The following is a 26,472-nucleotide window of genomic DNA, read 5'->3' as shown; positions in this document are numbered from 1 at the left end:
GTCAGAATAAAATGAATTGAGAATGAAATTACGTTGTAATTCAAGCGGTTTACAGGAGTTTGTATGGATAATATCAGTAATAGTAATGGAGCAGTAGTAAGAGCTGGATTACCTTATGATAATATAAACTGGTATAATATAGATGGTCAGCCTTTTGGTTCTGCCTCAGGATTTAATCTGATTGTATTTAACGATGCCAATAACATTATTGATGTTGAAGGTCCGGTTGCCATTGGCGGAAACTTTTACAGTCCAAGGGGGATGAGTGTTGGCTTTGCCAGAGACAGCGGCTACAGAGACATCGGTTACTCCCCTGATCTGGTACGGTTTTTTGCAGGAGGAAACGTTTCGACCAGCGGTCCGCTGGTGGTGGTTGGACACGTGGTTGGCGGCAGCGGTTTCCGGGTGGCCAAAGGAAGCACCTATTTAATAGGAAAAGACGGTACAGCGGATGGCCTTCAGGAATTGAAATATCTATACCAGGCAAATGGAGGAAGCCAATACTGGACACCAACGGATAAAGGAGATCACTATGTGGTTCCCAGTTATGATGTACCCAGATTTATACCTGCAAGCAGGATCGAAGCGAACATACCTGGATTTTTTAATGATGCAAGGGAAGGCATCGAATATTACAAAAACTGTATAGAAGCGCTTACGCCCAATGGAAGCGTGGTGGATAATAATTACGAATGGATTTTAAGAGGAGATGATCCGGTACAGAATGTTTTTCTGATTGATGTAAGGCCAAATGGATTGATCAACAAAGGCATACGCGCGGAAGTTCCGCAGGGCAGTACCGTGATTGTAAGGCTGAAAACAGGACCCAATGCCCACCTGCAATATGGTTTATATGGGGAACGGGATAAAGCCCCCCAGACCTTGTATGTATTTGAGGATGCGACAAATATTTATATGGAGAAATCTTCGGATTTCTGGGGAAGTATACTGGCCCCGCAAGCCATGTTTCATGCCCATCCCACCGGCGGTCATGTGAGCGGCACCGCTGCCTTAGGTTCTTTTGCAGTGAATGCGGCCAGCGGCTTTGAATTTCACTATTTCCCATTTGCAGGAAGCGTCATGTGCCAGGACGCAGCACCAGCTCCTGTAGCACCAACCCCGGTGGTTCCTGCTCCGGAGGAACAGCCGGCTCTTGTGTGTCCGGAACCAGCGCCGTGTCCGGAGCAAAAACCTTGTCCGGCACCGGAACCCTGCCCCACGTGTCCGACCTGTCCGGTACCGGAACCCTGCCCGACTTGTCCGACCTGCCCGGCACCGGAACCTTGCCCGGTCTGCCCGGAACCGGAGCCATGTCCCACGTGCCCGGCCTGTCCGGAGCAAAAACCCTGTCCGGAACCGGAGCCGTGCCCTGTATGCCCGACGTGCCCGACCTGCCCGGCACCGGAACCTTGCCCCGCTTGTCCGACCCCGGTTCCATGCCCGGAATGCCCCGTCTGTCCCACGTGTCCGACCTGTCCGGTATGTCCGGAACAGGAAGTCTGCCCGGTCTGCGATTGCTGCCTGGTGGAGCCTTGTTTTATCAGAGGCTGTATCTGTGGCTGCCGCTGTTATAATTATCATGAATGGGATGTAGAATTATACAATAGATTTAACGGTGTGGATATCCTGCTGTATTGTGTTCGGATTGACAGTTATGGCTGCTTTGAATTTGAAGTCCCTTATGAAGGCTGTTACGTTCTAAAGGTGAGACAGTCTGAAAACAGCTTTAAGACGTTCCGCTGCAAGCCAATCCTGATTTTAAAAAATGTCGGTGTAGAAAATCTTATGGTCGAATAATCCTGATTTTGTTTGATTCACAACCTATTTTTGATCTCAAGCCTGCAGGTCCGTGATTAAGCCTGCGGGCTTGCTTTTTATCCATTTGCAGCCCTAACCGGTATTCCTAAAAAATGGTCTGCCTCTTGGGGGAAGGCCACCTGTGGCTTGCAATTGAAAGAATTTCGACAGAAAAATTTAAAAACTGACAACATTTAACAACTATTTAACACAACAGTCCGAACAAATATATTATACTATAACTGTTAAGCACATTGGTATTGCTGAGTTCAGGGTCGTATATTAATAATTTTGCAAATTCAATTCAAAAAGGGATAGACATGGTTGATAGCTGTTTGGTAGAATAAACTTACCACTCGAAACCTGATAAGGGAGGCTATCGTATCATGTCTGAAAACGTTATCTAATGATAGGATGAATGAAAAGATTACGTGCACACCCATGTGACGGAATTCTCAAGTCATTGGGTGCTGTACCAAAGCTTAGGGAATTCCCATAGAAACCTCTGCAATCAAGCGCTGCCGCAGGTGAGAAAAAGACATAACAGAATTTTCACAGAGGACTACAGGGAATAAAACGTCTGGGTTTCATAGGAAAAGACGTTTATGCAGCAGAAATCTTTCCGATGGCCTGTCAGCTCTTATATTGGCATATGATCCAGTCTATGCCGGTATAACAGCATAACATCCGCATCACACGATAACGTTTAAATAACCCAAGGGTTGTCATGGATTTGCGAATAATCCCTGAAAGCACCGAGTTCAGCCTCATGCATAACTACTAACCTGAAAACACAAAGGAGAAACTATGGAACTAACTACCATCCTAGGCGTGATTGTCGGCTTTGTTGCTGTTATTGGCGCCATGATTTTTAAGCACATTGATTTTTCTGTTCTTATAAATCCGGCAGCCTTTTTTGTTATTATCGTGGGAACCATTGCCACCATATTGAATTCATTCCCTGGTAAGAACATGAAGGTCATCGGATCTTTGTTCAAGATTCTTTTTACAAAGCCAAAAGAACCTACAGAAGCTGAGATGATTGATTTGATCTACAATTTGGCAAAGCAGGCACGTTCCGAAGGGCTTTTGTCTCTGGAAGCCAAAGTAGAAGAGCTTAAAGATCCTTTTTTAAAAAAGGGTGTTCGTTTGCTTGTTGACGGTACCGGAGCAGATTTGATTGAAGAGATTCTGGAAACGGAAATTGCTGCGATGGAAAAGCGGCATGAAATCAATGCAAGTATCTTTTCCTCTGCCGGTGCGTATGCGCCAACCCTGGGCGTTTTGGGTGCGGTATTTGGTCTGATTGCTGCCATGTCCCATATCAATGATACGGACCAGATGGCTGAAGCGATTTCCGCAGCATTTATTGCTACGATCCTCGGTATCTTTACTGGTTATGTATTATGGAATCCATTTGCAAAAAAGCTAAGAGTAAAGAGCCAGCAGGAAGTAATGGCAAAAGAGATGATTATAATCGGTGTGTTATCCATGCAGAATGGTGATTCACCCTTTATACTGAAAGAAAAGCTGATTGCCTCACTTCCAAAATCCGTGCAGAAGAAAATCGTTGAACAAGATAAAAAGGATTAAGGTGAACATGTATGTCTAAAAAGAGAAAGCACGCACATCAGGAAGAAGAGGCCGGTGAAGCATGGCTTCTGCCTTATTCGGATTTGATGACCCTGCTGTTGGCGGTTTTCATTGTACTTTTTGCTGTCAGCAAGATTGATGCTCAAAAAGCACAGCAGATATCCGAAGAGTTCTCCAAAACCATGATGGATAAAAACTACAATGCCCAAGCTTCCGGTGGAGGCGGTGGGGGCGGTGGTTCCGGCTCCCAGTCAGGCGGTGCGGTAAATAGTAAACTGGAGGGCTTTTTTGGGGAATATGAACTTAAAAAGCTGGAAGAATTAAAAACAGAAATAGATACAAAACTCCACGATGGTGAAATGGATCAGTCTGTATCCACCATGATTGACATGCGTGGTCTTGTAATCCGGTTGAACAATGCCGTACTTTTTGATTCCGGAAGTGCGAAAATAAATAAACATGAGAATACCTTGGCTGAGGTAGCAGGCATTCTTAATACCACAGATAATTACATACGTATTGAGGGACATACGGATAATGTGCCGATCAGCCGCAGTTCCTATTCTTCCAATTGGGAGTTGTCAACTGCGAGAGCGGTCAATGTGGTTACCTATTTTGTTGATAAATGCAACTTTCCTCCGGATCGGCTGATTGCAGTAGGGTATGGAGAGTATAAGCCGGTGGGTGATAATAACACCGAGGAAGGAAGATCCCAGAACAGGCGTATTGATATCATTGTTTTAAGTTCTAAGTATAACAATCTGGAAGAGCGTCTTGTGAAGTAGATGTGAGAGCTGTTAAAATCAAACCGAACAATACCAGATGTCAGCATTTTATAATCAAAAGCCGCAAACACATCCGTTTGCGGCTTTTGAGAGTTACAGGATTACTTTCCCCCGATTGATACAAGCTCTGTTTTATAGCTTCTAATTTTAGACATCAGTCCGGTGTTCATATCATAGGAAGAATCGTCAGAAGCGTTGTTGAATTTCCAGGTAAAGTCTCCCTTGTTCATACGCCCGGAAAGAGAAGTTACCACTTGGGCCACATCGTTGGGGTCATCTATGTCAGATTGGCTGACGCCCAGATCTTTCCGTGTATCAAAGTTGTTATAAGCCTTATTTCCAACTAAGGTCTTATAAGAACCAGGTACGGTTTCATTTCTTGAGGAAGCAAGATAGGCATCAAAAGAAGTTTTATTTTCCTTTGCTGTTCCATCGTCTGAGTTTGCATAGATCAGACTATTGGCATTTTCGATTTTATTATTAAATGCCTTGATGATTCCGCCATCTTCTCCGGAGAAGGTACCCTCGCCCAAAGCGTCAGTGCCCTGTAAGGAACTCATCATTGGATATTTACAATTTCTGAAATAGTTAGCTTCTACAAATGCAGAACCTCCGGTTGTGATACCCACACCGTATTTTGAATTTCCGTCGTAGTAGTTGTTGTAAATATGTATGGAACCCAATCGAATCCGCGGATGACGGGAGTCAGAATGATCAAACCAGTTGTGGTGGTAAGAGACAAAAAAATCCTCGGTTTCTTTCAAACCGCAAAGGGAACTTTTACCGGAATCCCAGAAATGGTTATAAGAGAATGTGATATAAGTGGAACTTTTTTTTACGTCAGCGGAACCATCCCCTTTTGCCTGGTCGGCATCGGACCCGGCTGTTCCGTAAAAAATATCATTGTTATGTACCCAGACGTTGCAGTTATCTGTGTCAAGAGAAATACCATCATCCGGATACAGCATAATGCCTAAGTTCCGGACTTCCAGATTTCCGCAGTTTCTGACCAGGATGCCCCAGCCATAGGCCGTTGCGTCTTCTCCAATGCCTTCTAGGGTCATATTCATTTCCGTGTAGGCAGATTTACCTTTTACCTGCAGGTATCCGCTGCTGTTTAGCTGTCCGGACATGTCACTGCGGGAGAGCTGTCCAATAAAACGGATTGCAAGAGGAGTTTTGTCATATCCTTTTTGACGTAACGCTAAGATCTCCCCGATTCCGGTTGCTGTCTGCCGTTTACCGGATTTGTTTACGATAACGTCTAAAGTCACTTTTTTTGCTGTGTCAGAGGTTATGTAGATCACTTGTGCACCGTCTTTTAAGGTTCCGTCATCCTTATAAGCACCGGAACCAGTGCCAAAGGTGGACTCACTGGAAAAAGCAAATCCGGATCTGTCATTTGCAATTACGGAAAGTGGGTCTGAAACAGCGCGTTCCTTTGAACCGTTGGAGAGAACTGCTTCCACTTTCATGACATATTGGCCTGGTGTAAGACCTACCGCATCCGCTCTCCAATATGAGGGATATTTTCTTATCAGCATATCATCGATTAGTGTATAGGCAGAATCTCCAGCACTGGCAGGCTTGACATAAACATTATAAGAAGCGGCATTGCTGACGGGCTTCCATTTGATATAAGCACTTTCATACCATCCTCCGCTTTCTGTCAATGATAGACTGTCTGCAAATGCTGGCAGTGAACATGTACCTGAAACCAGAAGAAACAACAGTGAAAATACAAAAAGTTTTTTTAAAATTGTTTTCCATGTTCCAATCATATTTTTTACACCTCCGAATTTTTAACATGCTACTACTGAAAAAGCCCCCAACAATCCAATGGAACCACCCCCCCTTCGGTAATATAGCCGCTTCTATATGCGGCATATGCCCGGTGTATAGGGAGCAGGCTGCTCCCTGTTTTCAGTATAACACACTTTATTCAAGTGATGTACAAATATTTGATTTATTGGTATCATAAATACAGAACCAAATGTGAAAGAACGGCAAAAGGAATGAAACAACATGAAATCATTGACCATTGGAATTTTAGCTCATGTGGATGCGGGCAAGACCACCCTGTCAGAAAGCATTCTTTACCAAAGCGGTAAAATTGGAAAACCTGGACGGGTGGATAAAAAAAATACGTATCTGGATACTTATGAACTGGAAAGGGAACGTGGTATCACGATCTTTTCCAAGCAGGCAGTATTTCCTCTGGGAGATATGACCGTCACTCTTTTAGACACTCCTGGGCATGTGGATTTCGGTGCGGAGATGGAACGGACCCTCAGGGTCCTTGATTATGCCATTCTGGTCATAAACGGAGCGGATGGTGTCCAGGGACATACCCATACCCTATGGCGGCTCCTGAGCTTGTACCGCATACCGGCGTTTTTGTTTATTAATAAGATGGATCAGGAAGGGACTGACAAACCCAGTCTGCTTTATGAACTGAAAAAGCAGCTCAGTGATGGCTGCGTGGATTTTTCGGGGGAGAATACCGCTTGTTTTTATGAAGAACTGGCCATGTGCGGAGAAGATCTGATGGAAACCTATTTGGAACAGGGGGAAATAAAAGAGGGTCTCATCCGGACTGCTGTGAAAGAGCGTAAGGTATTTCCCTGTTATTTTGGTTCCGCGTTGAAGAACCAGGGAATTGATTCCTTTCTGGCCGGAATAAAGGATTATGTATGTTTGCCTCAGTATCCCAAAGAGTGGGGGGCGAGAGTCTTTAAAGTCACCAGAGATGAGCAGGGCAACCGCCTGACCCATTTGAAGGTGACGGGAGGAACACTGTCAGTACGGACAACCCTGTCCGGAGGCACCTGGGAGGAAAAGGTCCATCAAATCCGCATATATTCCGGTACTAAATATGAATCTGTGAAAACAGCGGAGGCAGGGACGGTCTGTGCGGTAACCGGCCTGTCTGAGTCCAGGCCGGGAGAGGGGATGGGCTTTGAGACGGCCCGCCAGGAGCCGGTACTGGAGCCGGTGCTGTTTTACCGGATACAGCTTCCCGAAGGCTATGATTCCAAGCAGATGCTCCCTAAATTCCGTCTTCTGGAAGAGGAGAATCCGGAACTTCACGTGGTCTGGAATGAGGAACTGCAGGAGATCCAGGTGCAGATCATGGGAGAGGTCCAGATGGAGATTCTGACCAGCATCATCAAAAGCCGGTTCGGAGTGGATATTTCCTTTGACGAGGGGAGAATCGTATACAAGGAAACCATTAAAAATACGGTGGAGGGCGTGGGCCATTTTGAACCACTCCGCCACTATGCGGAGGTTCACCTCCTGCTGGAACCTGGGGAGCCGGGAAGCGGACTGGTATTTTCAAACAACTGCAGTGAGGATGTTTTGGCAAAAAACTGGCAGAGGCTGGTTTTGACCCATCTGGAAGAAAAAGTCCACCGGGGAGTATTAACGGGCTCTGCAATTACGGATATGAAGATCACGCTGGTATCAGGTCGGGCAAACCAGAAGCATACCGAGGGAGGGGATTTCCGTGAGGCAACCTACCGGGCAGTCCGACAGGGATTAAAACAGGCAGAATCCGTACTTTTGGAACCATGGTACTCCTTTACGCTGAGACTTCCGGAGTCCATGGTAGGACGGGCCATGATGGATATGGAACGGATGGGCGGGACCTGTGAACTGTCCCACTTTGACGGAGAGATGGCAGAACTGACCGGCAGTGCTCCGGTGGCCGCCGTAAGAAATTACCAGAAAGAAGTGGCGGCCTATTCAAAGGGGTTAGGAAGGCTTGTTTTGACCTTGAAAGGCTATGAGCCGTGCCATAATGCAGACGAAATCATTGCAGCCATCGGTTATGATTCGGAACGGGATACAGACAATCCGACAGGCTCGGTTTTCTGTGCCCATGGAACAGGATATCTGGTCCCTTGGGATCAGGTCAGGGATCATATGCATGTGGAAAGCTTTTTAAAGGGACAGGATGCGGGGGATGAAGGGACTGCGCCCAATAAGTCTGTTCGGAAGGAGGAGCCTCTTATGAGCTTGGAAGAGATCCAGAGGATCATTGAAGGCACCTATTCCGCCAATCGGGGCAGGAAATCCGCTGCAGCAAAATCCCGGAGTGCTGCGGAGGTGGATCCGGTCTATTACAGGAGATCCGCGGTGCCCAGAGAGAGCCGGGAAGAATATCTCCTGGTGGATGGTTATAATATCATCTTTGCCTGGCCGGAATTAAAGGAACTGGCAGAGCACAATTTAGACAGCGCCCGGCTTGCGCTGATGGACCAGCTGAGCAATTATCAGGGAATAAGGGGAGGAAAGATCATTGCCGTTTTTGATGCCTACCGTTTGAAAGAGCATCCCGAGGAGGTGATCGTTTATCACAACATCCAGGTGGTCTATACAAAGGAAGCTCAAACAGCAGACCAGTATATCGAAAAATTCGCCCAGGCCAACAGCAGCAATTACCATATTACGGTAGCTACCTCGGATGGACTGCAGCAGATCATTGTAAGAGGAGCCGGATGCGGCCTTCTGTCTGCCCGGGATTTAAAAGAGGAGATGGAAGCGGCAGGAAAGAAACAGCTGGAGGATTTTGAAGGGAAACAGCCCGGAAGCCGTAATTATCTCATGGATTCACTTTCCGAAGAGGCAAAAGAAGCGTTCAAGAGCATCAGACCAAAGAAGGAACCGGAAAAGTGAGTGCAGGAAACTGCTCCCTTTTTATGAAAGATCCATATTGCATTGCATTTTAAAGTAGGATAGAATGATACTTAAACAAAAGATATTCCACCTGTTCCGATCGTGGATAAGGAACGGAATGACCTTATAAATCTTATTTGGAAAGTGAGGATATGCAGAATGAATATGTTTGATTCGATTGTGATAAAAGATTTAACCGTTAGAAACAGGGTTGTCATGCCTCCCATGTGCCAATATTCCGTGGAAAAAAAGGATGGCATTGTAAATGATTGGCATTTCCAGCACTATGTCAGCCGCGCGGTAGGCGGTGCCGGTATGATAATTATAGAAATGACCGGTATTGATCCTGATGGCCGTATCACGGATTATGATTTAGGGCTTTGGTCGGATTCCCAGATAGAGCCGTTGAAACGACTGGTCGAAGAATGCAGAAAGTACGGCGCAGTAGTTGGGATACAGATCGGTCATGCGGGAAGAAAAGCAGAAAATGCCAATGTTCCGGCAGCACCTTCCGCCATCCGGTTTTCCGGGGATTATAAAACCCCTCGTGAACTGACGACAGCAGAAGCCGAAGAGATTGTCATAAAGTTTCAGGAGGCAGCCAAACGTGCGGTAAAGGCAGGCGTGGACTTTATTGAGATTCATGGGGCTCACGGATATTTAATCCATCAGTTCCATTCACCGCTTACCAACAAACGGGATGATAAATATGGACAGGATTTGTCAAGATTTGGAGCGGAAGTGGTTTCTGCCGTCAAGGAAGCGGTTCCGGAACGGATGCCCCTTCTGTTTAGGATTTCTGCAGTGGAATATGCAGATGGTGGATATTCCATTGACTATGCCGCAGAATTGGCTGAAAAGTATAAAGCAGCAGGTGTGGATGTGTTTCATGTAAGCAGCGGAGGAGAAGGCACCAAAGGACCGGACAATGCATTTCCAGGTTATCAGGTATCTATGGCGGAAAGAATCAAAAACGCAGTCGGTCTTCCTGTCATAGCCGTAGGCAATTTGCAGGACCCAGAGCTGGCACAAAAGGTCATTGAGGAAAATAAGGCTGATTTTGTGGCTATTGGAAGAGGGATGCTCAATGATCCTTATTGGACCCTCCATGCAGCCGGACGCTTAAAAGAGTCCATTGAAATCCCCAAACAGTATCAACGGGCGTTTCATCGGCCAAAAGCTTAAACTCATCCCAGAGCAGAGACAGAAGAAAGGAACAGATTAAGGGTGAAAACAAAAAAACAGATGATAAAAAAGGCTTTTCAAGCCGCTTTTCCAAATACCATTCCCATTTTAGCCGGTTTTTTATTTTTGGGGATCGCCTATGGAATCTATATGAACGCTTCCGGATTCAACTTCCTGTATCCGATGCTCATGGGACTGACCATCTTTGCCGGATCCATAGAATTTGTGGCCGTGGGGCTGCTGCTTGGCCCCTTTGATCCTTTGAAAGCACTGGTGCTCACCCTGATGATCAATGCGCGTCATTTATTTTATGGCATTTCCATGCTGGAAAAGTACAGAGTTCCTGGCTTCAAGAAGTTTTATCTTATTTTCGGTATGTGCGATGAGTCTTTTTCAATAAACTGCACAGCCCATATTCCGGAAGATGTGGATAAAGGCTGGTTCATGTTTTTTGTCACATTCCTCAACCACTGCTATTGGGTGGCAGGAGCTGCCCTGGGAGGAATATTTGGAGGACTGATCCAGTTTGATACAAAGGGATTGGAATTTGTTATGACGGCACTTTTTGTTGTCATTTTTCTGGAACAGTGGATGAAAGAGACCACACATTACAGTTCTTTGGCCGGATTGGGAATTTCCGCATTAAGCCTGATTTTATTTGGAGAAAGTAATTTTATTCTTCCTGCCATGGCATTAATCCTGGTTTTTCTCTCTTTGCTCCAAGGACTATTAACGGGAAAGGCGGAAATTAATTGATGACAATGAGCATTGGACAACAGATTTTAACGATTGCAGTGGTGGTATTGGGAACAATGATCACCCGGTTTCTGCCCTTTCTCCTGTTTCCTGAGAATAAACCTACACCAGATTATGTGCAGTACTTAGGAAGGGTTCTTCCTGCGGCTGTGCTTGGACTGCTTGTCATCTATGGCCTGAAGGATGTAAGTGTTTTTACAGGAAACCGGGGAATTCCGGAACTGATTGGAGTCATTACCGTAGGGCTGCTTCATCTCTGGAAAAAGCAGATGCTTCTATCCATTGCAGCAGGAACCATCGTATATATGGTTTTGGTGCAGTTTGTATTTTCATAAGGCTCTTTGTGTCTATTTGCCGGAGGGCAGATCATCTCCGATGTGTTTCTTTCCCCAGCAGCAAAGAGCCTCTAACACCGGCATAAGGGACCGGCCCCTTTCAGACAGCCGGTATTCCACTTTTGGGGGAACCTGAGGATATTCTTTCCGGATGATCAACCCATCTGCCTCCAGTTCCTTTAACTGGTTGCTCAGCATCTTGTGGGTAACCGTTTCTAACGCTTTTTTCAGTTCACTGTAACGCAGGACTTCTGTTTTCCATAGCCAAAACAGAATGTGCATTTTCCATTTGCCGTCGATCAATGAAATCGCATAGGCATATGGTTTGATATCAACGATATTTCTATTCAACATAATGCATGTGCTCCTTTTGTACCATATCATATGAAACGTATCATCTTTCTTTTTCGTGTATTTCATTATATACGATAAAAAAATAAAGTACAATAGGGACAAAAGGGACCTTCTTTTATTTTTTTTCAATATTCATCCGGTAACTCCAGTTGCCAAGTTCTTTCCCGTTTCTGCGGATGGTCATGCTGTGGAACTCCTCAAACCCATTTTTTTTGTAAAATTCCCTGTTTTTCTCTGTATTGGTTATCAGGGTAAGAAGTCCGCCCCCTCTTTTTTCAATATATGGTATGATGCAGTCATGGAGCATCTTGCTTCCCAAGCCCTGGCCCTGATGAGCGGTGGAAACGGCGAGGGTACTCAAATACCAAACCCTTCCCGTCTGGTCGTGACAGACAGCGGTCGCTTCTTCGTTCATTTTCAGCAGTTCCATGGCATTTTTCAAGCCTCCGGTAAGAATTATTTTTATGCCGCCGCCCAGAAGATAGTCAAAAAAGCCGGCTTCTGATTTATGAGGTGGTTTCAGCTGTGCAAGGGAGACCATTTGGTTATCCTTGGCACCGGCTATGACCGTGTACTTTTTGTATGCCGTTTTAAGGTTTGCTTCTTGAATTGCATGGACAAAATCACGTTTTTTGATGTTATTTCCTGCATACATGTTAAAAAAAGAATAATCCTCAAAGGATTTTGTCAATAATTCCGCAGCCTGATCCAGTTCGTCTTGCCGCACTTTTCTGTAGACAATCATATTGATACCTCCATATACGCTAGTTGACTATTGAACACATGTATATTATACTGGATTCTGTCAGCAGTCTCAATCGGCAATGATCAGTTAAGTGTTCATTACTGAACACTTATTGAAAAATTGTACAGAAAGGATTAGGTTTATGGAAGACAGACGGTCATTGAAAACAAAGCGAGCCATCCGAAATGCATTTTTGGAGCTGTTAAAACACAAGAATCTTAACCGGATCAGTGTGGTGGAACTATCAAAGCTTGCCGATTTAGGGCGGGGGACCTTTTATCTGCATTATAAAGACGTGTATGAGCTGATGGAACAGCTGGAACGTGAATTGATCGAGGACCTTTTCCGTTTATACGATGAATCCCAGCTCTGCGATAATTCTATGAATGTGATGAAATTAGCAGAAACCATCACTCAATATATGGATTCAAACCGGGAAACGTTTCTGGTTCTCGCCCGTAAGGAAAACGGCGGCAGGACCTTAGAGAAAATAAAAGATTTTTTTATTCTCAAAATCCTTTCCGATTCCGATAAGATGGTTACGGAATTGGACCGGGGAGAAGCGGTCTTTCTTGTTGCAGGAGTCTTTGGTATCTTGGAATCCTGGATGAGAGATGGAATGAAAACACCCCCAAAATCAATATCAAAGCTGCTTCATTATGTACTGGTGAAGTTTGAAGCATAAAGAACCAACCGGAAGAATACTGCCGGTTGGTTCTGACTTTATCTTATGGGTTTCAACGGTTTCTATTCCACGGATAGAGCTGCATACATCCCTTCGCGGATGGCACCGCCCACTTTTCCCACCTTTAAACTGTCACCGATTATACGGGTTTTCAAATGATACCTGGCGTCTACGGCTTTTGCAAAGGCATTGTTGGAAACCATGCCGAAAGCCGACACAATGGTATTTCCGGGGATGAATTCTTCCGTACCATCTTTTTTCTGTGTTTTAACTCCATCAGGCTTTATTTCCAGAACCTTATGTCCGGTGTAGAGTTCCACGCCGTTATTCAAAAGCATTGGGATCAGGGCTGCTTTGTTGATAAAATGGTCATTGATGGCCACTTCGTCAAGCATTTCGATAATTGCCACTTTCTTTCCGTTCATGGCTGTCTCAAGGGCACTGTCACAGGCGGAAAGCCCGCCGCCGCAGAAGATGATTTTCTCACCCACCAGTTTTTGCGGCTCGGTGTGGGCGGTCAGGATATCAACGGCGTTTTCGATTCCGGGAATCTTTGGAGTCACCGGAACGGCTCCGGTTGCGACAATGATCCGGTCCGCGTGTTCTAATTCCGGGGAATCAACGGTCAGCTCGGTATTTAAGTGGACCGTTACATTTAAAAGCTCCATCTGGTGTTTATACCATACAACAAGCTGGCGAAGCTGACTCTTAAAAGGAGGTGTGGCCGCACTTTTTAACTGCCCGCCCAGTTCGCTTTCTTTTTCAAACAGAGTCACTTTATGTCCCATCAAAGAGGCGGTTCTTGCTGCTTCCATGCCGCCTGGACCTCCGCCGATAACAACGATATTCTGGGGATTTGCGGTTTTTTTAATGGTAAAACGGTCTTCAAAGCCGACCGCCGGATTGACGGAACAGCTGATCTTAGTCAGTCTTGTCAGAATCCTGCCGATGCAGTCCTCGTTGCAGCGGATGCATGGACGAATTTCCTTTCGTTTGCCCGCCATAAGCTTGTTTGCCAAATGGGGTTCGGCAATGAGAGGGCGGCCCATCATGATGAAATCCGCATTCCCGGATTCCAACAGCTCCACAGCCGTTTCCGGTGTATGGTTGCCGGAATTTAAAAGTGGAATGGAGACCGCTTTTCGGGCATCCTCACATACGTCCTGCATACAGGCATCGCCAAGGTAGGCAGGAGGGAAGATGTAATCAATATTTTCATAGCTTCCGCTGTCGATATCCAGGGCATCTACGCCTGCTTCTTCCAGTATTTTTAACATGGGCATGGTTTCTTCTATGGTACGTCCGCCTTCAAAATGATGTTTGCAGGCGATGCGGAAGAGAATCGGCATATCCGGGCCGACTGCACCGCGGATGGCTTCAACGATCTCCACAGGAAAACGCATGCGTTTTTCTAAAGTTCCGCCGTATTCATCGTCCCGCTTGTTCCATACGGCTGACATAAACTGGTCTATAAGGTATCCTGCATGAGCATGTACTTCAATCGCATCAAAACCCGCATCCTTTAATAATTTTGCGGAAAATGAAAATTCTTTAATGATCTGCTTGATCTCATCTGCGGTCAGTGCGTGGCAGATAAGATCCTCATCAAACATGGAAGGGATGGCAGAAGCGGATACGGGAGGCTTTCCAAGCATGTTGGCAAATGCATTTTTACCGGTGCCGCAGCTGATCTGGGCACAGATCTTTGTGCCGTACCGCTGTACGGATTCGCACAAAGTGGTAAGGGGAGGAATGACGGAAGTCTTATCCAGATATCCCTCTAAGGAGCCTTGGGCCAATTCCTTGGTGAGGAATAAACAGCCTGTAATGATCATGCCAGTACCGCCTTTTGCACGTTCCTCCCAGTAGTCGATTTCTGCTTTATCAATGGTTCCGTCTATGTGACCTGCGTTAAGACCCATAGGTGACATGACGATTCGGTTTTTTACTTCCATTTTTCCGATTTTAAAAGGGGTGAAAAGTTTTTCGTAGTTCATATTCCTGTCTCCTTTGTTTTGCTTACTTATTATCAATTTGCACAATGACCGGTTGAATATACCTGTGCAATGTGATACGATATTAAAAATATTTTGAAAAAGAGAGCGATTGAAATGGATTTGAATCAACTGTACCGGGAAATCTTCAAAGCAGTTTCCGTTGGGGGAATGCATAATATTGCAAAAACAGCAAGTGTGACATGCGGGCAGCCGGTCATTATTACGGATGCCGCCTTTCATGTGCTGGGAATTTTTCCCGATACAAAGCAAAATGATAACATCTGGGATACCATGCTGATGGAGAACTGTGCTCCCCAGGATATGGTCATGAGTTTTTACCATGAAAAATATATGGAATTTGCCAATTCAAATCCGGAATCAACTCTGGTCAACTGGGGGTCTGTGGCGGAAAAGCCAAGAGTCATGACTCCAATTCTGATTAAGGACATTGTGGAGGGCTATGCAGCCATGATGTGTCCGGCGGAGGAATATAGTGCCAGCCATGATGAAGCCATAAAAATCATTGCCAAGGCAGCCGCCATCGAGATGGAACGCAGTACAAAAGTCAACCTGATCAACAAGCCCCTTGCCAAAGTCTTCATCAGTAATTTGTTCAACAATCTTGTGCGCACAGAGACTCAGTTAAATACCTGGATGAGCAATCTGGGGCTGACTGAAAAATTTCATTACCGTTTGATCGGGATCAAGCCCGTCCAGCCGTCGGGTCAGGGGGTCTTAAAATATCTGATCAGCGAAATAACCGCAAAATATCCCGGTCAGATATCCATCATCAGGGAAAACATCTTATATGTCCTGCTGTTTTCCTCCAATAAAAATTTTGATCAGAAGGAACTGGAATCCTTACTGAGATCCTTTGATGCCTATTGCGGGATCAGCAGGGAATTTACGGATCTCATGAAATTCAACAGCTATAGGCAGCAGGTGGAGACCTTGTTACATACCATAACCAAGCTTCACCCGGACCGGACCGTTTTTGAATATGACGGTTATCTGCTGGAAGCCATGCTGTCCATTGCGATGGAGCACATGGACCGTGAGAACTTCCTGGCTCCTGAAATAAAACAGCTCAGGGAATATGACGGGGAAAATCATGCAGGGTACCTGGAAACTCTGAAGGTCTATCTGCAATCCATGGGTAACATTGCAAAATCCGCCAAGATCCTTCACATCCACAGGAATACCATGCTTTACCGGATCAACAGAATCGAAGAACTTCTTTCTATGGAGTTAAACCAGCCGTCCCAGTTCATGCGCCTGTTATTGAGCCTGTATTTGATTGATTTGGACCAGCAGATCAATCCTTAAAGATTTTTTTATTTTATGGAAATCATGTTCCTGTCCTTATGGTTAATATTTTAACAATATTGTGTGGGGAAGTAAATGTGTAATTGCTAAATTTTTATCAATATTATTGTGCATTCGCACAAAACTCAGCATCAATTCCGGGGAGCTGCGGGATAGATTTTTTCCATCAGATTATGGGTGCAGGCGAATGTTCCATCCACAGTGATTACGGCAGCCCCCATCCCATTTATGGTATTAACTCTTTGGATAATAGAAGCAGCCTCCATTCCAAACAGCTTTGTCGTATAGAGATCACAGTCCAGAGACCGGTCCGCAATGATCGTTAAAGAAGCCACATTGCTTTTGATGGGGCGGCCTGTTTTGCTGTCAAATATGTGGTGGTATTTCCTGCCTTCCGTTTCAAACATTCTCTCGTAAATTCCTGAGGTTACAACCGATTGATCTCTGATTTTGACAATGGCGGCCACATTTCCTCGCGGCAGAAACGGATTTTGTATTCCTACGTTCCAGTCACCGCCTTCGGAGGGGGAGTCTCCATAAACCAGAACATTTCCGCCCAGATCAACCATCGCTGAGACCGCGCTATGGGCTTTCCAAAATTCCATGACTTTATCCGCGAAATAACCCTTTGCGATGGCTCCAAGGTCGATCTCCATTCCTTTTCTTGATAAGAAAACGGTTTTTCTTTCATCGTCCAGCAGTATATTTTCCGGCTTTAAAAGTTCCAGCACGTTCTCTATGGCTTCTTTTTCCGGCACACGTGCTTCGGCAAAACCGATTCTCCATAGCTTTATAAGGGGGCCAATTGCTATATTTAAGAAGGAATCCTCACAAAGACTATGTGTTTTCCCGGTTTTAATCAGTTCATACAGCTCCCCGTCCACCTCTATGGGACTTACCCCGGCTGCTTTTTTCAGCATGGCAAGCTGTGAGCGGTCACTGTTGGCACTGAATCCCTCTTCATAATGGATCAGCATTTCTTCCGCCTTTTTTGCAAGGTTTTCTGCATTTTCTGCCTTTATAAAGAGGGTTATTTTTGTTCCCATAAGATATATGATCTTCGTACATTCATTCATTTCAGTCTCCTGTATCAGAATGGTTCTGGCCGTAAACCAGAAAGGCTTCGATCAGGTCATTGTCCATACTGCTTAATATTTTTTCCTTTTGATATGCAATAAAATAATCCAGACTCAGCTCATCAAAGGGAATCTGGTATATGTTATATTCCGAGGGGCATTCCTTTACATCAATGCTTTCCGGGATAAAGGTCACTCCCATATTACAGGTGGAAAGCTGGAGCACCGTATTTATTTCCGTGCTTTCCATTACGATTCGGGGTTCTACCTTATAAACGCTCAATAGCTGGTCGATCTGTTTTCTGATAGCGGAACCTTTGGAAGTCAGTATCAGCTTCTGGCCTAAGATTTTACGGATGTCCAGGGTGCCTTCCGGAATAACCGCTGCACCGCTCTGATAGAGATCGCAGCTGCGGGGGATGATGGCCCGGTATCTGTGCCGGCCCCAGCTGACGGAGTTTAAGTTTGGGGAAATGTTTCTGGAATTCTGCCCGATCCAAAAATCCAGTTCATTGTTTTGGATGAGTTTTTCATTTTTTTCCGGCAAAGCCTCTGACAGCTCGATTCTGCAGTTTGGATGGGTGTCCATGAATTTCGGCAAAAAAAGGGGTAATAGGTAAGTCCCAAGGCTGGGGAGCACTCCGATCTTTATAATCTTGCTGTCGATATCCGATACATCTGCCAGTTCTTTGAGCAGCTTTGCATAATTATTTTCCAGGGAAGTCAGATACTGATAAAAGATCTTTCCCTGCTCGGTCAACCGGTAGGGCAGCTTATTGCGGGTTATCAGCTCGCAATTTAACTGGCTTTCCACCCGTTTGATCACCTGGGTCAAATAAGGCTGGGAGATATAAAGAGATTTGGCGGCTTTCCCATAATTGCTGTATTTTAAAATAGCATCAATATAATACAGGATATCCTGAGAGTATAATTTTGGCATTGCATTCCTTTCTTTGTTAAACAATTAACTTTTTCAGAACTGTGTTTCATTATAACAAATTTGTTATCAAACTTCAATAAATAACTATTAGATATCATGGGGACGATATGTTAAAATTATATCAAACACATGTCCATAATTGTGAATGCTTAAAGTACAGGAAGGAGATCACTATGAAATATTTAGCAATTCCAGGTACGAATTCAGATGAATCAACGAATCGTATGCTGCTTCAATTCATGCAAAAGCATTTTTCCGGTGAGGCGGAGATTGAACTGTTTGAAATTAAGAAATTACCTGCCTTTATGGAACCGGAGGATTCAGATGTCCCGGAAACCGTAGCAGAGCTGTCTGATAAAATTTTGAAAGCCGACGGAGTCATCATAGCAACCCCGGAGTATGATCATGCCATACCAGCCGTTTTAAAGAGTGCGCTTGAATGGATTAGCTACACCAGCCAGGCACTGACGGATAAGCCGGTGCTGATTGTGGGGGCTTCTCATGGTACACTCGGTTCTTCCAGGGCACAGGCACAGCTTAGACAGATTCTTGATTCCCCGGAGCTTGCTGCCAGAATTATGCCCGGCACGGAGTTCCTATTGGGAAAATCTCAGGGTGCATTTGACCTTTCAGGAAACCTGATCTACCCGGATAAGGTGTCAGAGCTTGAGGAAATTTTCCGGGAGTTTGTTCTTTTTACGGATATCTCTTCCAAACTTCTGGAACAGAGAACGTTTCATAAAAAAGGGAAAAAATTCACGTGGCAGGAGGATTAATCGAATGAAATTTACCGCAATTGTTGGAACCAATGCAAAAGAATCTTATAACCGTAAACTCCTTCAGTTTATGAAAAAATACTTTGAGTCCAAGGCAGAAATAGAGATCCTTGAGATCAAAGATGTCCCCATGTTTAATCAATCGGACAATCAGTCCTATAGTGAAGTGATACAGAGGTTCAATGATAAGATCATCGCAAGTGACGGTGTGATTATGGCGACTCCTGAATACAATCACTCCATTCCCTCCTCTTTAAAAAGCCTGATTGAATGGCTGAGCTTTGACCTTCATCCCCTTGCCGGCAAACCGGTAATGATCGTGGGTGCTTCTCTCAGCAGTCAGGGTTCTTCCCGTGCACAGCTCCATCTTCGTCAGATACTGGATGCACCGGGAGTAGAGGCCAACGTAATGCCGGGATATGAGTTCCTGCTGGGCAGTGCCAATCAGGCATTTGATGATGCCGGCAACCTCAAAAACGAAGGGACTGCAGATTTCCTGGAGATCTGTTTTCTTCGATTTATGCGGTTTGCCAAGATTGCAAACCAGCTCAACGAGGAGGAAGAGTTTTCCTTCACACCAGGTGTCTATGAGGTAAATGCAATCGGTCACAGCGGCAAGCTTCCAATGAAAGTATCCTTTAGTGAAAAACGGATCGAGAGTATCAGCGTAGATACTAAGGGAGAGACAGAAGGAATTGCCGATGTGGTATTTGTAAGAATCCCAGATAAGATTATTGAAGGACAGACATTGAATGTGGATGCTCTCTCCGGCGCATCGGAGACCAGCAATGCTGTCATTGATGGGGTGGCCAAAGCTGTCAAGCTTGCCGGAGTCAATCCGGATATTTTAAAGAGGCGTCCAAAGCCTGCCAGCAGCCTGGTCAGAGAAGACGAGGAATATACGTGTGATGTGGTGATCGTAGGCGGAGGCGGTGCAGGACTCAGTGCTGCCGCTACGGCTTTACAGAATGGTTCCAGTGCCATTGTCCTTGAGAAGTATCCGGCAGTGGGCGGAAATACCATCCGCTCCGGCGGTCCTGTCAATGCAGCGGACCAGGATTGGCAGCGCCAGTTTGATGAGAATCCGGGAGAAAGACATACCATTGAGACATTGCTGAGTACAGATGAGAGCGAGATCCATTCAGAATATCTGGAGGATTTTCGTGCCCTGAAGGAAGAATTTGCTGCTTACCAGAAAAAGTACGGCACAGAAAAGGGCCATTTATTTGACTCTCCCCTTCTTCACAGAATGCAGACATATTTTGGCGGGAAACGTACCGACCTTAACGGCAATACCATATACGGACAGTATGACCTGGTAAAGATCCTGACAGACAGAGCCCTGGAAAGTGTGAAATGGCTGGAGGAGATTGGCGTTGAATTTGATAAAAGCATCGTATTTGCTCCGGTTGGAGCCCTTTGGCGCCGTGGGCATAAGCCAGTAAAAAGCTATGGCTCTGCGTTTATTCTTTCCCTCAAAAAATATGTGGAGGAGCACGCAGGAACAATTATTACTGACAGCCCTGTAAAGGAATTTATCATTGAAAACGGGGAGATCAAGGGAGTCATAGCCACCGGTGTCAATGGCCAGAAGATAACGGTTCACGCAAAAGCAGTCGTGCTTGCAAGCGGCGGTTACGGTGCAAATACCAAGATGTTAAAGGAGTATAACACCTACTGGAGCCGTATTGATGACGATATCAGAACCACCAATTCTTACGCCATGACAGGGGACGGAATCCAGCTTGGTAAAACAGTAGGAGCAGCGCTTACCGGAATGGGCTTTACTCAGATGATGCCTGTAGCCGATCCTGAGACCGGCGAACTGTTCAGCGGAATTCAGGTGCCGCCGGAAAACTTCGTCATCGTAAATAAAGAAGGAAAGCGATTTGTAAATGAATTTTCCGGGCGGGATGTATTGACGAAAGCCGCCATGGAACAGGGTGGGTTGTTCTATCTGATCGCCGATGAGGAGATAAAGAAAACCGCAGCGAATACAAGCCAGGAGAAAATCGACCGTCAGGTAGAAGCCGGTACCTTGTTTAAAGCCGATACCATAGAAGAACTGGCGGAAAAAGTGGGTATGGACCCGAGGACCTTAAAGGATACCATTGATAAATATAATTCTTATGTGGATGAGGGCTTTGATCCTGAGTTCCACAAGGATACTTTTAGCTTAAAGGTGGAGAAAGCGCCGTTTTATGCAACGCCCAGAAAGCCAGCAGTCCATCATACCATGGGCGGACTTAAGATAGACACGAAAGCCCGTGTATTAGATGAAAATGGCCAGCCCATTAAACATTTATATGCCGCAGGAGAAGTTGCCGGAGGCATTCACGCAGGGAACCGTCTTGGCGGAAATGCGTTGACTGATATATTTACGTTCGGACGAATCGCAGGTAAGACGGCTGTTGAAGAAATGAAATAGTGATAAAAACAGCTCCAATTTAAAATAGCCTCGCAAGAGGCTATTTTATTATGTCCTGATATTCGGGATGTTTTTCAAACCAGCTGACCGCGTAGGGGCAGGTAAGTATGGCCTTTTTCCCCTGGGACCGCAGATGGAGGGCTAAGGCTTCCATAAGTTTTCCCGCCACTCCCTGACCTCTTAACGCGTCATCCACAAAGGTGTGGTTAATGTCAACGGTAGTCTCATCCACGTCCGGGAAAGTCACTTCGGCCAGAAGATTGTTGTCAGAATGATAATATGCGATCTGGTTTGGATTATAGGTAAAGTTCATCGGATATCCTCCTTATGTTGTTGATGGCAGGTGATTTCCTGCCAATGGAAGCTGCTTGATTAATGGAACATTATAATGTATGAATTTAGATTCGTCAATATTATTTTAGCCAATGTCTCTGATTTTATGATATTTGCAGGTGCTAGATTGGGGCTGGCTGTCATAGGATAATATGAAAAATAGAATCAAATAAGAGCAGGTGGTTGATTGGATAGGACAAATCACGTTTCAGACATCAGTGTACTGGAGAACGATGAAAACGGATATGTAATGGATACGTTCAAAGCTTTTGTGGATACCTTAATCCCCAGGTCCGAAGTCCTGGCAGAAATGTACGGAGCCATTCAGTATTACGGAGCATTGGATTTTAGTACTGAGGATTTTCTGGTCATGTCCCTGGACAGTTTATACACTCCCATGACCCTGACCGGAGCGGAATTATTAAATGCCGCAGCAAAGCAGTATCTGTATGACAAAGAGGATGAGAGGAGTGAAGATGCTTCTGCCGATGGAAAATATTTTTTAAGGCTGACTCCGGATGAGCGCTTTGAGGCAATGGCCATGTTGCTGGGCCCGGATGCAGTCAACTATTTTCCGGTGCAGGAGGATATAGGGCTTGATGAAATCGTTCCTGTTTTTCCGACCATGAACCGGATCGTTATGATGGGGTACTATTCCGAATGGTGGGGCTATGGTTCAACCAGGGACCTGCCTCCCAATGAACGGGTGCTTCAATATTTTCCGGGCAGCTGGGAGCAAGTGGGCTATCCCGGACCTTCGTTGGGCTATCGGGTGGCACGGTCTTATAACTACACTTCATAGGCGAAGAGAAATGATGAATTGGAGGAAAACATGGATAACGGATATGATGCAGATGTAATCGTAATCGGTGCAGGAGGCGGTGGCGCTGTTGTCGCCAAGGAACTGGGAGAAAAAGGCATCAAGGTACTTGTCCTTGATGCCGGAGCCTGGTACGGCAACTCTAAATGGCCGAGACCAAATGAGGAAGCCGGGGCAGAGAGCAGCAATAGCGTAACAGATCTTGATATTAATCTGTTGAAGGCTACTTTTACGGATCTGGAAGATGATATGAACGATACGATCACCGGAAAATTCCGGTGGGGGAAAGCAGACAGAGATACCAGTCCATGGGTCAGGGTCATACCAAAAGGCGGATTTACCTGGCAAAGTGCCGGAGTGGGAGGGTCTACGCTTCTTTATTTTGCCAATTCCCCCCGGGCATACCCGGAAACATTTGAAAGAGACTGGCCCATTTCCTATGAAGAAATGATCCCATATTATGAAAAAGTGGAGAATACCCTTCCGGTACATGAGGCAACCGGTACGGCCAAGGAAGATCTATTCTATTACGGAGCCAGGAAGATGGGGTGGAAACGCATTGAAACCAAGGAGGTTACAGAACCTGGTTACAGGCCCCAGCCCAATGCGATTTTGCAGGTCAATCCCATGCTTAACAGTCCGGATTTTGACATACAGAACAATCAGTCTGTGGGCTGTACGTTAAGAGGACACTGTGTCAACGGGTGCTGCATCGGACCAAGCGTGGATACCGTAGCCAAGCGGTCCACCCTGGTCAGCTACATACCACTTGCCCTCAGGACCGGCAATGTGGAAGTTATGCCGAATTCCTTTGTGATTAAAATCAATACCGCTGAGGACAGCGGGCAGGGCGTGTACGCCCAAAGCGTGACCGTAAGAAATACATGGACGGAAGAAATCCGTGAATTTAAGGCAAAGGTAATTGTTTTGTCCGCCGGTTCCATTGAGTCCCCGAGGTTGTGGCTGAATTCCGGCCTGCCTGAAAATGAGTGGGTGGGGAAGGGACTTACGACCCATATGATCGACTGTGTTTCCGGTATTTTTGAAGAAGACCAGTTGATGAATGTGCTTGGGATGTCGGATATAAAGCCCTTTGTTGGACAGAATTCAGCAGCCAGGTTTGATTATCCGGGGCTTGGTGCCTTTGAACCATTTGGAACCAGTCCCGGAATCAATTCTACCATGATCTATGGAACCAGTCAGAAGGGCTATTATTTTCAGAACCAGACCGGTCCGGATGACCCGTGGGACAGAGAAGGCATCGTTGCAGGAGAACTGTTAAAGGAATTTATGAAGGACTATCCAAGGACACTGAGTATCGTGGTCTTTGGGGATGACGAAGTAAGGCAGACCAACAGCGTGAGCCTGGATCCGGTCCGGAAAGATGAGAATGGCTTTATTCCGGTGATTTCTTATCAGTTAAGTGAAAATGACATAGCAAAACGGGATCAGCTGGTTGGTATTGCCTGTGAAATATTAAAAAGTGCAGGAGCCAAAACGGTTTCCCGTGCCAATTGGCCGCCGGATGTGTGTGCCCATATCATGAGCACCATGCGCATTGGATATGTGACGGATACGGACTGTGAGGCAAAGCAGGTCAAACGGCTGTATATTGCGGACAACAGCGTATTGTGCAATGCACTGGGAGGTCCTAATCCCACCCTCACCAATCAGGCTCTGGCGACAAGAACGGCTGAAAAGATCGCCGCAAAATATTTTGCTGGTACTACAGAAACTTCATAAGGAAGGAACTGCAAAAAGACGTGAATCTGAGTTCACGTCTTTTACTATGTATGGAAATCCTTGTATTTAATTACTGCAGGAGGAAGAGAAAGTGATTTGCCTCCCGCAAAAGGTGATCCGTATAAAGAGACAGCATGATGGCCTGGACCTTACAGCTGATGAGGGCCTCGGTGGTATCCGCCTTAAAATCACGGATGTCGCTGGTATCTTTTAGAAGGGTCGTATCGGAGGGAAATGTGGCGGGATTCATTTCTTCCTGGGAAAGAGTGTCAAATAAATTGGCGAACATGTTTGCCCTGTTAAAATATGCGTTTTCCGTAGGATCAAACTGTCCCCGCATGACTTTTGCATGATCTGCCATGTTTTGCGTCCAGAATGTCTTATAATTTTCAATGGCATTCTCGTCTCTTTGTTCCAGGGCGGAGAGAATCATCTGATATCTCTTTGCTTCCAGGAGAATGTGAAGAAGATCTCCGGTGTACATCATAGTAAAGATGCCGCAGGAGGAACGGTTATTTAAAAGCTGTGACTGAAACTGGACAAAAGAGTCTGTCATGGACAGAATATTCTGATTCAACAGGGAAATCTCCTGTTCCATAGTTCCTGTTACCCGAAAAGGAACGGAAAGGGGTTCAATGTCATATTCCGACAGGGTGATATCGGTATTGATCCTGATTCCGGTGTAGCGTTCTGCCAGCCGTTCCGCCTCTTCCGTATATTGGGTATAATATTGTCCTGAATTAATGACATCAAAGGGGATGACGCCGTTTGAGAGGCTGACAGCGGTCTTTAAAAACTGGTCATAGTTCTGTTTGTAAGCATCTGCGGCAAGAGCAAGGGATTTGCCGGGAGGAGGCATGGTAGCCTCAATAAAAATTGCGTGCTCTTTCAAGATGCGGAGCCAGAACAGGTGGTACTGCAAAGACCACTGGACATACGTTTCTGTTGATATCATGCACATTACTCCTGATATTACTGAATTACTGAATCTTATGCCTGTATCATCAGAAGTATTCAAAGAATCAAACAAGCAGATTCTGCTTGTTTTCAACGCGTCCATCTGATATGATCGAAACAGGGAGCATATGATAACGGATCATAAAGTCTCCTGTGGAAACAGAATAAGGAAACAAGGATAATAGAGAGGTGGTTCCGATGAAAAAAGAAATTTATCTGGCAGGAGGATGCTTTTGGGGAACGGAAAAGTATCTGCAGAATATACCTGGAATCGTGGCAACCGAGGTGGGGTATGCCAACGGAAATACTGAACATCCAACCTATGAGGAGGTTTGCAGTCATAATACCGGCCATGCGGAGACCGTGAAAGTGGAATATGATGACACGGTCATAAGCCTGCCCTATCTACTGGATTTATATTACGACGTGATCAATCCGGTAAGCGTAAACCGTCAGGGCGGCGATGTAGGTTCCCAGTACCGGACAGGCATTTACTATACGGATGAGCAGGATGCGCCGGTGATCCAGCGATCCATTGAAGAACTTCAAAAACGGTATAAGGAAACCATTGCAATCGAAAGGCTCCCATTAAGAAATTATTATAAGGCAGAGGAATATCATCAGAAATATCTGGACAAGAACCCGGGCGGCTATTGCCATATTGGGGCGGATAAATTTGAAAAGGCCAAAGAAGCGGTGGATATCAGCCGAAAATTTGCAAAGAAAACGGTGGAAGAACTGAAGCAGAGCCTAACGGAGGAACAGTTTGAAGTCACACAGAACAGCGCAACGGAGCAGCCATTTAAAAATGAATATTTTGATGAATTCCGCGAAGGAATTTATGTGGATATCACCACCGGAGAACCGCTGTTTATGTCTTATGATAAATTTGATTCAGGATGTGGCTGGCCCAGCTTTTCAAGACCCATCAGCAAGGAGCTTATAAAAGAAGCTGCCGATCATAGTCTGGGCAGACATAGAACAGAAGTCAGAAGCAGACATGGAGATTCCCATCTGGGCCACGTGTTTGAAGATGGACCGGAAGAAAGCGGCGGACTCCGCTACTGCATCAACAGTGCCTCTTTACGGTTTATTCCAAAGGATGAGATGGAAAAAGAAGGGTACGGGGAGTATCTGATATTATTTTAAGTATTGTATAAT

At 45.5% G+C, this 26,472-nt stretch carries 22 protein-coding genes; 14 read left to right on the top strand and 8 right to left on the bottom strand.

What is annotated here, in order from left to right; translation table 11 throughout:
* Nucleotides 1–63: 63 nt before the first annotated feature.
* The 3 genes from VIG27_RS11605 (at nucleotide 64) to VIG27_RS11595 (ending at nucleotide 4,175) form a co-directional block, all read left to right on the top strand.
* Complete coding sequence (locus VIG27_RS11605; RefSeq protein ID WP_394522688.1) at nucleotides 64–1,797, top strand: choice-of-anchor A family protein; 1,734 nt, start codon at nucleotides 64–66, stop codon at nucleotides 1,795–1,797.
* An 807-nt stretch (nucleotides 1,798–2,604) separates the two neighbouring features.
* Nucleotides 2,605–3,390, top strand: coding sequence for a flagellar motor stator protein MotA (gene motA / locus VIG27_RS11600; RefSeq protein ID WP_394522687.1), 786 nt, complete (start codon nucleotides 2,605–2,607; stop codon nucleotides 3,388–3,390).
* Between the two features lie 11 nt (nucleotides 3,391–3,401).
* Complete coding sequence (locus tag VIG27_RS11595) at nucleotides 3,402–4,175, top strand: OmpA/MotB family protein (protein ID WP_394522686.1); 774 nt, start codon at nucleotides 3,402–3,404, stop codon at nucleotides 4,173–4,175.
* Between the two features lie 101 nt (nucleotides 4,176–4,276).
* On the opposite strand, the gene VIG27_RS11590 is transcribed toward VIG27_RS11595, so the two are convergent.
* A complete protein-coding gene (locus tag VIG27_RS11590; RefSeq protein WP_394522685.1) occupies nucleotides 4,277–5,848 on the bottom strand; it encodes a pectate lyase family protein in 1,572 nt (523 codons plus the stop codon).
* A gap of 352 nt (nucleotides 5,849–6,200) precedes the next feature.
* Here VIG27_RS11590 and VIG27_RS11585 point away from each other — a divergent pair, with 352 nt between their 5' ends.
* From VIG27_RS11585 to VIG27_RS11570, 4 genes are all read left to right on the top strand, one after another.
* Nucleotides 6,201–8,855: an NYN domain-containing protein gene (locus VIG27_RS11585; RefSeq protein ID WP_394522684.1), complete on the top strand. Its 2,655-nt coding sequence runs from the start codon at nucleotides 6,201–6,203 to the stop codon at nucleotides 8,853–8,855.
* A gap of 159 nt (nucleotides 8,856–9,014) precedes the next feature.
* Nucleotides 9,015–10,040, top strand: a complete 1,026-nt coding sequence (locus VIG27_RS11580) for an NADH:flavin oxidoreductase/NADH oxidase (protein WP_394522683.1) — start codon at nucleotides 9,015–9,017, stop codon at nucleotides 10,038–10,040.
* Between the two features lie 60 nt (nucleotides 10,041–10,100).
* The gene (locus VIG27_RS11575; protein ID WP_394527538.1) at nucleotides 10,101–10,796 is read left to right on the top strand and encodes an AzlC family ABC transporter permease; all 696 of its coding nucleotides are present in this window, start codon (nucleotides 10,101–10,103) and stop codon (nucleotides 10,794–10,796) included.
* A 5-nt stretch (nucleotides 10,797–10,801) separates the two neighbouring features.
* A complete protein-coding gene (locus VIG27_RS11570; protein ID WP_394527536.1) occupies nucleotides 10,802–11,131 on the top strand; it encodes a branched-chain amino acid transporter permease in 330 nt (109 codons plus the stop codon).
* Between the two features lie 12 nt (nucleotides 11,132–11,143).
* Here the strand turns inward: VIG27_RS11570 and VIG27_RS11565 are convergent, their stop codons facing one another.
* Entirely contained in the window at nucleotides 11,144–11,485 is a 342-nt protein-coding gene (locus tag VIG27_RS11565) for a winged helix-turn-helix transcriptional regulator (RefSeq protein WP_394522682.1), read from the bottom strand.
* A 115-nt stretch (nucleotides 11,486–11,600) separates the two neighbouring features.
* Nucleotides 11,601–12,230, bottom strand: a complete 630-nt coding sequence (locus VIG27_RS11560; protein ID WP_394522681.1) for a GNAT family N-acetyltransferase — start codon at nucleotides 12,228–12,230, stop codon at nucleotides 11,601–11,603.
* Nucleotides 12,231–12,372: 142 nt separating this feature from the next.
* On the opposite strand from VIG27_RS11560, the gene VIG27_RS11555 reads away from it, so the two are divergent.
* On the top strand, nucleotides 12,373–12,915 hold the full coding sequence (locus tag VIG27_RS11555; RefSeq protein ID WP_394522680.1) for a TetR/AcrR family transcriptional regulator: 543 nt from the start codon (nucleotides 12,373–12,375) through the stop codon (nucleotides 12,913–12,915).
* A 62-nt stretch (nucleotides 12,916–12,977) separates the two neighbouring features.
* On the opposite strand, the gene VIG27_RS11550 is transcribed toward VIG27_RS11555, so the two are convergent.
* Entirely contained in the window at nucleotides 12,978–14,912 is a 1,935-nt protein-coding gene (locus VIG27_RS11550; protein ID WP_394522679.1) for an FAD-dependent oxidoreductase, read from the bottom strand.
* Nucleotides 14,913–15,026: 114 nt separating this feature from the next.
* On the opposite strand from VIG27_RS11550, the gene VIG27_RS11545 reads away from it, so the two are divergent.
* Nucleotides 15,027–16,238, top strand: a complete 1,212-nt coding sequence (locus tag VIG27_RS11545) for a PucR family transcriptional regulator (RefSeq protein WP_394522678.1) — start codon at nucleotides 15,027–15,029, stop codon at nucleotides 16,236–16,238.
* Nucleotides 16,239–16,369: 131 nt separating this feature from the next.
* Here VIG27_RS11545 and VIG27_RS11540 read toward each other — a convergent pair whose 3' ends face one another.
* A complete protein-coding gene (locus VIG27_RS11540; RefSeq protein ID WP_394522677.1) occupies nucleotides 16,370–17,314 on the bottom strand; it encodes an FAD:protein FMN transferase in 945 nt (314 codons plus the stop codon).
* A gap of 1 nt (nucleotide 17,315) precedes the next feature.
* The gene (locus tag VIG27_RS11535) at nucleotides 17,316–18,254 is read right to left on the bottom strand and encodes a LysR substrate-binding domain-containing protein (protein WP_394522676.1); all 939 of its coding nucleotides are present in this window, start codon (nucleotides 18,252–18,254) and stop codon (nucleotides 17,316–17,318) included.
* Between the two features lie 173 nt (nucleotides 18,255–18,427).
* On the opposite strand from VIG27_RS11535, the gene VIG27_RS11530 reads away from it, so the two are divergent.
* Nucleotides 18,428–19,030, top strand: coding sequence for an NADPH-dependent FMN reductase (locus tag VIG27_RS11530; protein ID WP_394522674.1), 603 nt, complete (start codon nucleotides 18,428–18,430; stop codon nucleotides 19,028–19,030).
* A 4-nt stretch (nucleotides 19,031–19,034) separates the two neighbouring features.
* The gene (locus VIG27_RS11525; protein ID WP_394522673.1) at nucleotides 19,035–21,458 is read left to right on the top strand and encodes a flavocytochrome c; all 2,424 of its coding nucleotides are present in this window, start codon (nucleotides 19,035–19,037) and stop codon (nucleotides 21,456–21,458) included.
* Between the two features lie 40 nt (nucleotides 21,459–21,498).
* Here VIG27_RS11525 and VIG27_RS11520 read toward each other — a convergent pair whose 3' ends face one another.
* On the bottom strand, nucleotides 21,499–21,771 hold the full coding sequence (locus VIG27_RS11520; RefSeq protein ID WP_394522672.1) for a GNAT family N-acetyltransferase: 273 nt from the start codon (nucleotides 21,769–21,771) through the stop codon (nucleotides 21,499–21,501).
* Between the two features lie 207 nt (nucleotides 21,772–21,978).
* Here VIG27_RS11520 and VIG27_RS11515 point away from each other — a divergent pair, with 207 nt between their 5' ends.
* Nucleotides 21,979–22,593, top strand: coding sequence for a hypothetical protein (locus tag VIG27_RS11515; RefSeq protein ID WP_394522671.1), 615 nt, complete (start codon nucleotides 21,979–21,981; stop codon nucleotides 22,591–22,593).
* A gap of 30 nt (nucleotides 22,594–22,623) precedes the next feature.
* Nucleotides 22,624–24,354 carry a GMC family oxidoreductase N-terminal domain-containing protein gene (locus tag VIG27_RS11510; protein WP_394522669.1) on the top strand — a complete coding sequence of 577 codons (1,731 nt, stop codon included), beginning with the start codon at nucleotides 22,624–22,626 and terminating at the stop codon, nucleotides 24,352–24,354.
* 70 nt (nucleotides 24,355–24,424) lie between these two features.
* Here the strand turns inward: VIG27_RS11510 and VIG27_RS11505 are convergent, their stop codons facing one another.
* Entirely contained in the window at nucleotides 24,425–25,309 is an 885-nt protein-coding gene (locus VIG27_RS11505) for a DUF2935 domain-containing protein (protein ID WP_394522668.1), read from the bottom strand.
* 200 nt (nucleotides 25,310–25,509) lie between these two features.
* Between VIG27_RS11505 and msrB the strand changes: the two genes are divergently transcribed.
* The gene (gene msrB / locus VIG27_RS11500; protein WP_394522667.1) at nucleotides 25,510–26,460 is read left to right on the top strand and encodes a peptide-methionine (R)-S-oxide reductase MsrB; all 951 of its coding nucleotides are present in this window, start codon (nucleotides 25,510–25,512) and stop codon (nucleotides 26,458–26,460) included.
* Nucleotides 26,461–26,472: the final 12 nt, after the last annotated feature.

This window comes from Lacrimispora sinapis, assembly GCF_043633585.1.
GTDB classification, from domain to species: Bacteria; Bacillota; Clostridia; order Lachnospirales; family Lachnospiraceae; genus Lacrimispora; species Lacrimispora sinapis.
Note: the sequence above shows the minus strand (reverse complement) of the source record. Positions and strands in the feature narration are given on the sequence as shown.